Source organism: Luteibacter sp. W1I16 (assembly GCF_050434905.1).
Classification (GTDB): domain Bacteria; phylum Pseudomonadota; class Gammaproteobacteria; order Xanthomonadales; family Rhodanobacteraceae; genus Luteibacter.
This window is the reverse complement of record NZ_JBNDJJ010000001.1, coordinates 3,037,629-3,049,789: the sequence shown is the minus strand read 5'-3', so window position 1 is coordinate 3,049,789 and position 12,161 is coordinate 3,037,629. Positions and strand designations below refer to the sequence as shown.

The 12,161-nt window shown below is 64.6% G+C and carries 10 protein-coding genes; 7 read left to right on the top strand and 3 right to left on the bottom strand.

Annotation, left to right across the window (positions count from 1 at the left end; translation table 11 throughout):
• Genes QFZ41_RS13370 through QFZ41_RS13345 form a run of 6 tightly spaced genes read left to right on the top strand, consistent with a single transcriptional unit; the run spans position 1 to position 6,491 of the window.
• Complete coding sequence (locus QFZ41_RS13370) at positions 1-1,395, top strand: SH3 domain-containing protein (protein WP_429199217.1); 1,395 nt, start codon at positions 1-3, stop codon at positions 1,393-1,395.
• 19 nt (positions 1,396-1,414) lie between these two features.
• Entirely contained in the window at positions 1,415-2,506 is a 1,092-nt protein-coding gene (locus tag QFZ41_RS13365) for a dipeptide epimerase (protein ID WP_429199216.1), read from the top strand.
• Between the two features lie 11 nt (positions 2,507-2,517).
• A complete protein-coding gene (locus tag QFZ41_RS13360; protein WP_429199215.1) occupies positions 2,518-3,363 on the top strand; it encodes a MurR/RpiR family transcriptional regulator in 846 nt (281 codons plus the stop codon).
• A 13-nt stretch (positions 3,364-3,376) separates the two neighbouring features.
• The gene (locus QFZ41_RS13355; protein WP_429199214.1) at positions 3,377-4,138 is read left to right on the top strand and encodes a L,D-transpeptidase family protein; all 762 of its coding nucleotides are present in this window, start codon (positions 3,377-3,379) and stop codon (positions 4,136-4,138) included.
• Entirely contained in the window at positions 4,135-5,370 is a 1,236-nt protein-coding gene (locus tag QFZ41_RS13350) for a dicarboxylate/amino acid:cation symporter (protein WP_429199213.1), read from the top strand. Before QFZ41_RS13355 ends, QFZ41_RS13350 begins: the two co-directional genes overlap by 4 nt.
• Positions 5,367-6,491: an NAD(P)/FAD-dependent oxidoreductase gene (locus QFZ41_RS13345; protein WP_429199212.1), complete on the top strand. Its 1,125-nt coding sequence runs from the start codon at positions 5,367-5,369 to the stop codon at positions 6,489-6,491. Before QFZ41_RS13350 ends, QFZ41_RS13345 begins: the two co-directional genes overlap by 4 nt.
• A gap of 239 nt (positions 6,492-6,730) precedes the next feature.
• Here QFZ41_RS13345 and QFZ41_RS13340 read toward each other — a convergent pair whose 3' ends face one another.
• From QFZ41_RS13340 to sucC, 3 genes are all read right to left on the bottom strand, one after another.
• The gene (locus tag QFZ41_RS13340; protein WP_429199211.1) at positions 6,731-7,939 is read right to left on the bottom strand and encodes a M35 family metallo-endopeptidase; all 1,209 of its coding nucleotides are present in this window, start codon (positions 7,937-7,939) and stop codon (positions 6,731-6,733) included.
• Between the two features lie 269 nt (positions 7,940-8,208).
• Positions 8,209-9,084 (bottom strand): succinate--CoA ligase subunit alpha, encoded by an 876-nt coding sequence (sucD, locus tag QFZ41_RS13335; RefSeq protein ID WP_429199210.1) that lies wholly within the window; start codon positions 9,082-9,084, stop codon positions 8,209-8,211.
• Between the two features lie 14 nt (positions 9,085-9,098).
• Positions 9,099-10,331 (bottom strand): ADP-forming succinate--CoA ligase subunit beta, encoded by a 1,233-nt coding sequence (gene sucC, locus QFZ41_RS13330; protein ID WP_429200237.1) that lies wholly within the window; start codon positions 10,329-10,331, stop codon positions 9,099-9,101.
• 163 nt (positions 10,332-10,494) lie between these two features.
• Here sucC and QFZ41_RS13325 point away from each other — a divergent pair, with 163 nt between their 5' ends.
• Positions 10,495-12,138 carry a sensor histidine kinase gene (locus QFZ41_RS13325; RefSeq protein WP_429199209.1) on the top strand — a complete coding sequence of 548 codons (1,644 nt, stop codon included), beginning with the start codon at positions 10,495-10,497 and terminating at the stop codon, positions 12,136-12,138.
• Positions 12,139-12,161: the final 23 nt, after the last annotated feature.

Below are 12,161 nucleotides of genomic sequence, written 5' to 3'. Positions count from 1 at the left end.
ATGAACCTGATTCGCCCTATCTTGCTCGCCACCCTCCTCGCGTTCGCGGCGGGCGGCGCCTGTGCGGCTCCGCGCGACATGCCGGTCCCGCCATCGGGCATCCTCGGTGTCACCGATGCACAGCTGTCGCCGGAGTACTGGGTCGCGCGGCTTCCCGACGCCGACATACCGGTGCTCGACACCGCGGCCATCGCCGCGATCAACGAGCGCGTGACGCGGCTGGACCCGTCGATGCACGACATCCGCCACCTGCCGGCCTCGCTGCCTCGGGAACAGGTGAAGGGTTGGATCGAGAAGCTGACGTCGCGACCGAGCAAGCCCTTGTTCGATGTGGAGGGCAAGCCCGTGACCGCCGCGGCGATCGACGCCGTGATGGACAACGCCGCGATCGACACCATTCCCGCGCAGGTGACGCCGCGCTATGGCATGGCCGTGCGCCGTGGTGCCCTGCGTGGCTACCCGACCGAGCTGCGCGTGTTCAGCCATGCCGACGACACCGACATCGACCGCTTCCAGGAAAGCACGCTGTTCCCCGGCGACCCGCTCGTGGTGGTGCATGCGAGCAAGGACGGCAAGTGGGTGTTCGTCGTCGGTCCGCGCTATGCGGCATGGATGCACGCAGACGACGTGGCTTACGGCAATGCCGCGACCGTCTTCGCCCACGCCGACGCCACGCCCTACCGGATCATCACGGGCGCGAAGCCACTCACCGTATATACGCCGGAAGCGCCCGCCGTCTCCGAACTCCAGCTGGACATGGGTACGCGCGTGCCGCTCGACACCTCGGTGCCGCCGGACCAGCCGGTGAACGGACAGAGCCCGTACACGTCGTGGGTACTGAGCCTGCCGGTGCGAGGAAACGATGGCGTGCTCTCGTTCCACCCGGCGTTGCTCCAGCGCAACCAGGATTCCGCCGCCGGCTACCTGCCCTTGACCCGGACGAACATCATCCGCCAGGCGTTCAAGTTCCTCGGTGAGCGTTATGGCTGGGGGCACGCCTACAACGGCCGCGATTGCAGCGGTTTCGTCTCGGACGTCTACCGGAGCATGGGCGTGCAGATGCCGCGCAACACGCGCGACCAGAGCATCAGCCCCGGCCTCACCCACACCGTCTACACCGACAAGGACAGCCACGAGGCACGGGTGAAGGCCGCGAAAGCGCTCGAGGTGGGCGATCTGGTCTACATCCCCGGCCACGTGATGATGGTGATCGGCAAGATCGACGGCGAGCCCTATGTCATCCACGACGTCGGCGGCATGAGCTACAAGCAGGCCGACGGCACATTGCGGCACATCAAGCTCAACGCAGTCTCGGTGACACCTCTCCTGCCCATGATGGCCAGCGGCGACAAGACCTTCGTCGACCGCATGACCAGCATCGTCCGCATCCGCTAATCCTGCCCAGCGAGACTCCATGAAGATCACCGACATCCGCTTCGGCATGCTGCGCGTACCGCTGAAGACCCCCTTCAAGACGGCGCTGCGCACGGTCGACAAGGTCGAAGACATCGTCGTGATGGTGCATACCGACGACGGCCACGTGGGCTATGGCGAAGCGCCGGCCACGGCGGTCATCACCGGCGACACGCACGGCTCCATCGTCGACGCCATCCGTCATTACATCGCGCCACGCCTCATCGGCCAGGACATCGCCGACCTCAACCGGATCACCAAGCTGATCCAGGGCACGATGGAGAAGAACACCAGCGCCAAGGCCGCCGTGGAGATCGCCGTCTACGATCTCTGGGGCCAGCTGTATGGCGCGCCGCTGTACAAGCTGCTCGGCGGTGGCGATCCGGTCATCACCACCGACATCACCATCAGCGTCGACTACATCGACAAGATGGTGGCCGACTCGATCGCCGCGGTGGATCGCGGCTTCGAGTCGTTGAAGATCAAGGTAGGCAAGGACATCGGCGTGGACATCGAGCGCGTCCGCGCGATCTACGCCGCCGTGGAAGACCGCGCTCTGCTCCGTCTCGACGCGAACCAGGGCTGGACCGCCAAGGAAGCGGTCTACGCGTTGCATACGCTGGAAGACGCCGGTGTTCGCCTGGAACTGGTCGAGCAGCCGGTGAAGGCGCGCGACCTTGAGGGCATGCGCTATGTCACTGAGCGCGTGCATACGCCGATCATGGCCGACGAGAGCGTGTTCGGCCCCGCCGAGGTGATGGAGCTGATCCGCATGCGCGCCGCCGACATCATCAACATCAAGCTGATGAAGACCGGCGGCATCTCCAACGCCATCCGCATCGCCGACATCGCCGGCCTCTACGGCATCGAGTGCATGATCGGCTGCATGCTGGAGACCAGCATCAGCGTGGCCGCCGCCGTGCACGTGGCGGTCGCCAAGTCCGACGTGATCACCAAGGTGGACCTGGACGGTCCTTCGCTGTGCGCGTACGACCCCGTGGATGGCGGCGTGAACTTCAACGAATCCGAGATCTCCATCAGCGATGCGCCGGGCCTTGGTATTCGCGAGATCCGCGGCTTAGAGCCGCTCTGAGGGCCGCCGCGATGTCACCGCTGGTGAAGATCCGCTCCGAACGCGACCGCATGTCGGCGGTGGAGCGGCGCATTGCCGACTTCATCCTCGAAAACGCCCAGTTGCTGCGCGACTACTCGTCGCAGCAACTCGCGAATGCGCTCGGCATCAGCCAGTCCAGCGTGGTGAAGTTCACCCAGAAGCTTGGCTTCCGCGGCTACCCCGACCTCAAGTATTCCGTCGGCGAATCCATCGGACGCACCGACGATGGCGACGACGAAGACGAACCGTTCGCCGAACGTCCAGGTGGCGATCCGCTGGGTGCCGCGCTCTGGCAGCGCAAGGCGCGTGCGGAGGAGGCGACGCGGCTCATCAATACACCGGAGACCTTGCATGCCGTGGTCGACGCCATCGACTCCGCGGGCAAGGTGTTCCTCATCGGCCTTGGCGAGGATGACCTGCATGCACGCGGCTTCGCGGTCCGCCTTTCCTTGTTGGGCATCGTCGCCATTCGCCACTTCGACGTGAGCCGCATGGCTGCGCAGGTGGCGATGTCGTCGCCCGGCGACCTGCTGGTCGTATTTTCAGAACAAGGCAAGCATCCCGCACTGGCGAAGATCGCCCGTTATTTCCGTGAGCAACGAGGACGCGTGGTGACCGTCACCCGGCATACGTCGAATCCCGTGCGCGCGCTCGCGGACATCGCGCTGGCCGTGGCGGCGCATGACGACGCGTCTTATGTCCAGTCACTGATCTACCAGTCCACCGTGCAACAGTTGCTCGACACCGTGTTCGTGCACCTGTGCGAGGGCGACGAGGCGCGTCACGCCCGCCTCGTACAGAACCTCGACCGCATCCAGCAGATGCTGGAACCCTGACCGGACCGCCACCATGCCCTTCACTCGATTGCTGCCTCGCCTGTTCGGCCTAGCCGCCCTCGTCCTCACCGCTTCTAGCGTGGCGTTCGAGACGCCCGCCGCGTGGTCGGTGTCCCGGCAGATGATCGTCGTCACCACCGACGGATGGGACGTCGACCACGGGACGCTCCGCGCATTCGTGCGCGAAGGAACGCGCTGGAAACAGGAAGGCCCCGCCGCCGACGTCACCATCGGCAAGCACGGCAGCGCATGGGGCGTCGGGCTCCATCCGCCGGAACGCGACGGGCCGGTGAAGAAGGAAGGCGATGGCCGCAGCCCCGCCGGCGTGTTCCGCATCGGTCAGGCCTTCGGCTATGCGGAGACGAATCCCACCGCCCTTCCCTATCGCGGCCTGGGCGTGTCCGACTATTGCGTGGACGTGGACAGCTCGCCGTACTACAACGAGGTGGTCGATGCGCGGAAGGTCGGCGAGAAGGCCGTGGCCGGCGCGACCGAGCCGATGCGCCGCGACCTGCACTTCAACGGTGACCATGCCTATCGCATCGGCTTCATCATCGAGCACAACCCGGACGGACGCAAAGGTGCGGGCAGCTGCATCTTCGCCCATCTGTGGAAGTCACCGACATCACCGACCGCCGGTTGCACGGCCATGACCGACGAGACGATGGAACGCCTGCTCGGCTGGCTCGACCCGGCGAAGAAGCCGGTCTTCGTGCTGTTGCCGAAGAACGATTACGCGCGACTGCGTGAAGCCTGGAACCTGCCGGCCTTATGACCGCCACCCAACGCATCCTTCTCGGCCTCGCACTCGGTGCGGCAGCCGGCATCGCCCTCGCCACGTGGGCTCCGGGTTCCGCGCTGGGCGTTGCCGATGCCGTGCAACCGATCGGCAAACTCTGGCTGAGCGCGTTGCAGATGACCGTGGTGCCGCTCGTGCTCTCGCTGGTCGTCGTCGGTGCGAATACCGCGACCGACGCGGCCGCCTCGGGCCGCATCGCGCGGCGCGCGATCGTCGTGTTCCTGTTGCTGCTATCGCTCGGCGCCACGGTGGCGGCGGTGGCCGCGCCCGCCTTGTTCGCGCTGTTTCCACGCAGCGGATCGCTCACCCGCGCCCTCGGTGCCGCCGGCGGCCACCTTCCCACCAGCGCGCCCGTCGGCTGGTCCGACTGGCTCGCCGGCATCGTACCCACCAACGCGATCATGGCAGCCGCACAGAGTGCCATGCTGCCGCTGGTGGTGTTCGCCATGTTCCTGGGTTTCGCACTGACGCGTATCGCACCGGAGCGGCGAGCGCTCGCGGTGGAGTTCTTCCGTGCGATCGCGGATGCCATGATCGTGGTCGTGCGCTGGGTGTTGCTCGTGGCGCCGCTGGGTGTCTTCGCGCTGATCCTCTCCGTATGCGCGCGGGCAGGCCTGCATATGCTCGGCGCGTTGGGTGTCTATGTGCTGGTCGAATGCATCGTGTACCTCATCGTGACCGCGCTGATGCTGGTCGTCGCTCGGGTATGGGGCCGTGAACCGTTCGCACGCTTCGCTTCGGCGATCGCACCGGCACAGGTCGTGGCCGCCAGCACGCAATCGTCGCTCGCATCGCTCCCGGCAATGATCGAAAGCGCCGACCGGCGACTGGGCTACCCCACCGCGGTGACGTCGCTGGTCCTGCCCATGGCGGTGTCGCTGTTCCGGCTTACCAGCCCGGTGCAGTACGTGGTCTCGGCGAGTTTCATCGCATGGGCCTTCGGCATCGAACTGGGCGTCGCACAGTTGGCCGCGGGCGCCGCGCTCGCGGTGGTCATCAGCCTGGGCTCCGTCGGATTGCCGGGCCAGGTCACCTTCATCGCGACGAATGTTCCGGTCGCGCAGGCCATGGGCCTTCCCATCGGTCCGCTCGGCATCATGCTGGCGGTGGACACCTTGCCGGACACCCTGGCCACCCTCGGTAACGTCACCGCCGACCTCGCGGCGACCAGTGTCGTCGCCGCGCAATCGTCGAAGGACAAGGCATGAACGAATCATCCGTCGACGTCATCGTGATCGGTGCCGGGATCGCCGGTGCCTCCGTGGCGTGGTTTCTCTCGCCGCATGCACGCGTGGTGATGCTCGAGCGCGAGTCCTTCGCCGGGTTCCACACCACGGGGCGTTCGGCGGCGCATTTCAGCGAAAGCTATGGGTCGCCGCAGGTACGCGCATTGAGCCGCGCGACGCGACCCTTCCTCGAATCACCGCCCGCCGGGTTTGCTGTCCATCCGATCCTGCAGCGGCGTGGCGCGCTCGTGGTAGGCAATCCGGCGCAAGCAGAGCGTGTGCGCGAGGAATACGAAGCAGTGCGTCGCCACACGCCATCGCTGGTGCTACTCGACCGCGAAGCCATCGCCACGCTCGTACCCGTGCTTCGTCCCGAAGCGGCCGAGACCGCGTTCTTCGAGCCCGATTCCGCGGACATCGACGTCAATGAACTGCATCAGGGATTCTTGCGCGGAGCGAAGGCGCGTGGCGTCGCGTTGCATCTAGACACCCGTGTCCACGCCTTGCGGCGCGAGGGTGGCGAGTGGATCGTCAACGAGCGCTGGCGTGCTCCCGTGGTCGTGAATGCGGCAGGCGCCTGGGCCGACGCCGTGGCCGAACTCGCCGGCGTGCATACCATCGGCCTCGAACCCCGCCGCCGGTCGGCTTTCACGTTCGCGGCACCGGAGGGTGTCGAGACATCGGCGTGGCCCTTCGTCGTGGACATCGACGAAACCTTTTATTTCAAGCCCGATGCGGGCCTGTTGCTGGGTTCGGCGGCGAACGCCGATCCGACTCATCCGCACGACGTGCAACCCGAGGAATACGACATCGCCCTCGGCATCCACCGCATCGAGGAAGCCACGACGATGACGATCCGCCGCCCCGCCCGTACCTGGGCCGGCCTGCGCAGTTTCGTCGCCGACGGCGATCTCGTCGGTGGCTTCGCACCGGACGCGCCAGGATTCTTCTGGCTCGCCGCGCAAGGCGGCTACGGCATCCAGACCAGCGCCGCCATGGCCGAAGCTTGCGCGTCGATGATCCTGGGCAAGCCGATGCCCGATCACCTCACTAAAGCAGGCATCACCGCCGACATGCTCAGCCCCAAAAGGCTCCGCAGATAACCTGGTGGGATGCTGCGAGCACCCATCGCCGCTGAAGCGGCTCCCACAACAGCAAGACTCGCTGCCATCGAGGTCGAGTAAACCTGGTGGGAGCCGACCTTGTCGGCGATCCCGCGGCAGCGGGCCAGATCGAGGCAAGCACCCATCGCCGGCAGAGTCGGCTCTCACCAGGCATCGAACACAAGCAGAAAAAGCCGCGACCCCGAGGCCGCAACTCTTCATCCAAACGATGACAGGGCTCAATGAGCCGCCGGGGTGAATGCCTCCTCGTCAAGACGCATCTTGTACGGTGTCGTATCTGTATAAAAATATTCGAAATTGTCTGCATTTCGAACCGCTTGTTCGCGATTCTCCCTTGCCAAGGTCTGCACAGCTTGATAGCCGTACCGATAATCCGCCGTGCCCTGGTAGAACGCGTTGTAGTGAATGTACTCGTGCGCCATCGTTCCGACCTGCGAGTCGGTAACGTCAAATTCGGGAATCCTGAAAAACCGGTCGCAGAAATACATCGTGTACGTCGATTCAGTGTCTACGTGCGCAGTTACTCGCTCATCGGAAATGTCGGGGCATCCGCACCGGATGGTCTGCTCCGTCCCAAAGGCGCGCCTTGACGTCGCCATGATGGTCTCGAATACACGAGCGTTGTTGTTCAAACCCCATCCTTCGCTATAGATTTCGGGCTCAGAGTCGTCGTGTATGCCGAACCAGCGCGTGTATCGAGGATGTGGCTCGAATACATACTTGAGGTGACCGTTTTCGATGATGGGCACATAACGCGCGCGCAAGAAAGATTCGCCAGCGGTAAGGCGATGAATTGTCGCAAGCCGTACGCGCGAGATAGTTTGCGCCTGCTGCGCGTCGCACTTAAGTTCATCACCCCTCGTACTCGAACGGTGAACGTATGCGGTGTCGTCGATCGAAAGCAGAATGTCGTCGGAAGATGCAATCTTCTGAGCAGATGGAAAGAACGATGCCCTTTCGGCACCCGAGACGACGTCGGGATCCGGTTGATGGGTAAGATTCAATACGTATCGAATCCGGTAGGTCGAATGCGGCTTGAAGCGATATTCTCTGCCTATATCGAGATCTTTTTCCAGGACTTGGCCAGGGTACAGCGTAATGAACGAGTCCATGGTGAGGCGTCCGAAATTGGCCCACGAGCCACTGTAGAAGACCTCGTTCCCACGTTCGTCGGTCACTTGGAAAATTGACTTTGCCAGACGGCCACCAAACCGGACAAAGGGCGTATCCCATTTCATGATCGACACAGGTTTGTCGCCCGAGTTTTCGATTCGCACGGCAACCAAGGCCGGATGTGATGGATCGCGAACGGCGGGCGTGCTCAGGCTTACGTCGATGTGCCCATCGGCAAGGGCAGTGCCTGGCGCCGCAAGTGACGATGTCGCCAGGCACAGGGTTGCAAAAACTGTGCGATTTCGGTTCAGCACGGCCGTCTCCTTCTTGTATAGGTGTTCAACAAGTTAGAGGCGAATAACGTTGATGAATACGCGATTATTCTGAATTATGGATCGGGTTTTGTACGGCCCGCTGCCGCGGGATCGCCGACAGGGTCGGCTCCCACCAGGATCTGACATCGGCAAGACTTGGCTGATCCCGCTGCGGCGGGATCGCCGATGGATCGGCTCCCACAAGCCACAAAAAAAAAGCCGCGGCCCCAGGGCCGCGGCTTTTCATCACGTACGGAAGTGCGTGACGTTTACTTCTTCATCAAGCCCGCGAGGGTCTTGCCGAGGTCGGCCGGCGACTTGACCGTGGTCACGCCCGCCTTCTCCAGCGCGGCGAACTTCGCCGCCGCCGTGCCCTTGCCGCCGGAGATGATTGCGCCGGCGTGGCCCATGCGCTTGCCCGGAGGAGCCGAGGCGCCCGCGATGAACGAGACGACCGGCTTCTTCACGTACTGGCCGATGAACTCCGCCGCGTCTTCCTCGGCGCTGCCGCCGATTTCGCCGACCATGATGATGCCTTCGGTCTGCGGATCGTCCTGGAACAGCTTGAGGCAGTCGATGAAGCTTAGGCCGTTGATCGGGTCGCCGCCGATGCCGATGCAGGTGGACTGGCCGAGGCCTTCGTTCGTGGTCTGGAACACCGCTTCATAGGTGAGCGTACCCGAGCGCGAAACGATGCCGACCTTGCCCGGCTTGTGGATGTGACCCGGCATGATGCCGATCTTGCATTCGCCCGGGGTGATGACGCCGGGGCAGTTCGGACCCACCAGGACGACGTCCGGGTGCGACTTCAGCACGTTCTTCACGCGCATCATGTCGAGCACGGGGATGCCTTCCGTGATCGCGACGATGACCTTGATGCCACCGGCGATGGCTTCGAGGATCGAGTCGGCCGCGAACGGCGGCGGCACGAAGATCACCGAGGCATCGGCGCCGGTCTGGTCGACGGCGTCACGCACGGTATTGAAGACCGGCAGGCCGATGTGCTCGGAACCGCCCTTGCCCGGCGTCACGCCACCGACGATCTTGGTGCCGTAGTCGATCGCCTGTTCGGCGTGGAAGGTGCCCTGCTGTCCGGTGAAACCCTGGACGAGGACCTTGGTGTTCTTGTTGATCAGGACGCTCATGTTGCTTTCGCTCCTCAGGCCGCGGCGGCCACGGCCTTTTGGGCCGCATCGTTGAGATCGTCGGCCGGCGTGATCGCCAGGCCCGAGTTGGCCAGCAGTTCGCGGCCCTTCTCTACATTGGTGCCTTGCAGGCGCACGACCACCGGAATCTTCAGGCCCACTTCCTTCACGGCCGCGATGATGCCTTCGGCGATCAGGTCGCAACGCACGATGCCGCCGAAGATGTTGACCAGGATGGCCTTCACCTTGTCGGACGAGAGGATGAGCTTGAACGCCTCGGTGACGCGCTCCTTGGTGGCACCGCCGCCGACGTCGAGGAAGTTGGCCGGCTCACCACCCGCCAGCTTGATCACGTCCATCGTGGCCATCGCCAGGCCGGCGCCGTTGACCATGCAGCCGATCGTGCCGTCCATCGTGACGTAGTTGAGGTTGTGCTGGACGGCGGCCGCTTCGGCGGCGTCTTCCTGCGTGAGGTCGCGCATGGCGGCGAGGTCGGCGTGGCGGAACTCGGCGTTGTCGTCGGAATTGACCTTGCCGTCGAGGGCGGCGAGGTTGCCGTCGGCGAGGATCGCCAGCGGGTTCAGCTCGACGAGGGCGAGGTCCTTCTCGTTGAAGAGCTTGTAGAGGCCCATCATGATCTTGACGAGTTGGGTCACCTGCTTCGGATTCAGGTCCATCTTGAACCCGAGATCGCGGCACTGGTACGGCTGCAGACCTTCGACGAAGTCCACCACGATGGTGTGGATGTCTTCCGGCGTGTCGTGCGCGACCTGCTCGATGTCGACGCCGCCGTGCTTGGAGGCGATGAACGAGATCGACTTGGTGTCGCGATCGGTGAGGATCGACAGGTACAGTTCCTTCGCGATGTCGGTCGCGTCGGTGACCAGGACCAGGTTCACCGGCAGCGCACGGCCGGCGGACTGGTAGGTTTCCATGTTCGTACCGAGCATGCCCTTGGCGGCGGCGCGGACGTCGTCGAGGCTGCGGCAGAACTTCACGCCGCCTGCCTTGCCGCGGCCACCGGCGTGGATCTGGGCCTTGACCATCCACTGGGTACCGCCAAGGTGCTTGGCGGCATCGACGGCGGCGTCGGGAGAGTTGGCAATCTTGCCCGGCGGCACGGCGATACCGTACTTGGCGAACAGTTCTTTAGCCTGGTACTCGTGGAAATTCATTCGATACCTCGAGCGAACGGAGAAAACGTGTGAAAGCGTGCGGGCCGGGAGACTCGCACGGGGAGGGGGGATGAATCGATTGCGCCAGTTTCACGCAATACGGCCGCGTATTTTCCCGGAAGGCGCCCCGGATGGAAAGGGGCGATGCCGCATTTGCCGGTGGACGGCGTCGCCGCCCCCCCTATACTGACAGTCATCCACGGCCCCGGGGGGCCCACGGCGGAGAAGCATCCAGGTGTCCACGCCCGCGTCGACCATCGCCGTCCGAGCCAGCGCGAACCAGTCCACCGCTCGCCACGAACTCTTCTTTTTCAACTACTTCCGGCTGGGCCAGGCCGCGGTCTATACCGCCCTGGCCTTCCGCCCCGAACACATGAACTGGCCGGCCTTGCCGGAACCGGTGTTCGCCCGCCTGTTCGCCCTGGCCTACTTGCTGGCCGCCCTGGTGATGGTGGCCCGCACCCGGCAGACCCTGCACCGGCCGGTGCTGATCGTGTCGATCGGCCTGACCCTGGACGTCATCGCGGCCTTGCTCGCCCTGGTGCTGATGCACGACGTGCGCATGGGCGTGGCCATGATGCTGGCTGTCAACATCGCTACCGGTGCCTTGTTACTGCCCTTCCGGCTATCCATGTTCTTCGCCGCGCTGGCCACCCTGGGCATGCTCGGGCACTCCGTCTTCGACCTGGACTCGGCCGATGGCACCGATCGCGAAATGGTGGAGTACGGCCTGTTCGGCGCCGCTTATTTCGCCTGTGCATCGCTGTGCTACGTGCTCGGACGCAATATCCGGGCCTCCGAGGCCCTCGCCGAGCAACGCGGGATCGACCTGGCCAACCTGTCCCAGGTCAACGAACTGATCATCCGGCGCATGAAGACGGGCGTGTTGCTGGTGGACGAAAGCAACCGCATCCACCAGCTCAACGAGTCGGCATGGATGCTCATGGGCAATCCCTCGGCCGACCAGCGCGACCTCGGCAGCCTTGCCCCGGAATTGTCACGGCGCCTGTACCACTGGCGAACCTCGGGCAAGCTCGACGAGAGCGCCACGATGCTCGCCGACGGCACGCCGGAAGTGGTGCCGCGCTTCTCGCGCCTGGCGCCGAACGACGACTCGCACGTACTGATCTTCCTTGACGATACCTCGCTGGTCTCGCGCCGGGCGGAGGAACTCACCCTCAGCTCGCTCGGCCGGTTATCCGCTTCGATCGCCCACGAAATCCGCAATCCCCTGGCGGCGATCCACTACTCCGCCCAGTTGCTGGCGGAATCCACCGACATGAACGATACCGACCTGCGCATGGTCGAGATCATCAACAACCATTGCTCGCGCCTCAACGAGATCATCGAGAACATCCTGCAACTCTCGCGTCGCGAGCGTTCGCGGCCGGAGACCCTCGACCTGAGCAAGTGGGTGCACCACTTCGTCACGGAATACCGCCAGGGCAACGACCTGGGTTCGGACATCCTGCGCGCGGTATCCGGCAGCGAGCCGGTCGCCGCCGTGGCCGACCCGCAGCACCTGCAGCAGGTGATCTGGAACCTGGTGCAGAACGCGTTGCGCTACGGCCGCCTGCCCGGTGAACCCGCGCGGGTGATGCTGGTGGCCCGTCATTCGGAGGCTGGCATCCCCATCCTCGAGGTAATCGACCGCGGCCCGGGCATCCCGCCCAAGGTGGCCGCGCAAATTTTCGAACCGTTCTTCACGACGCACGAATACGGCACGGGACTGGGCCTGTACCTCGCCCGGCAGATGGCCGAGGCCAACCAGGCGGCCCTGGAATACGTGCGCGTGGCCGGTGGCGGCAGCTGTTTCCGCATCAGCCTGACGCCGCCCGCGCGCACGGCCGCGGCGGCCCCGCTGGCGGCACGCGCGTGAACGCCGCCCTTTGCGTATGCCGC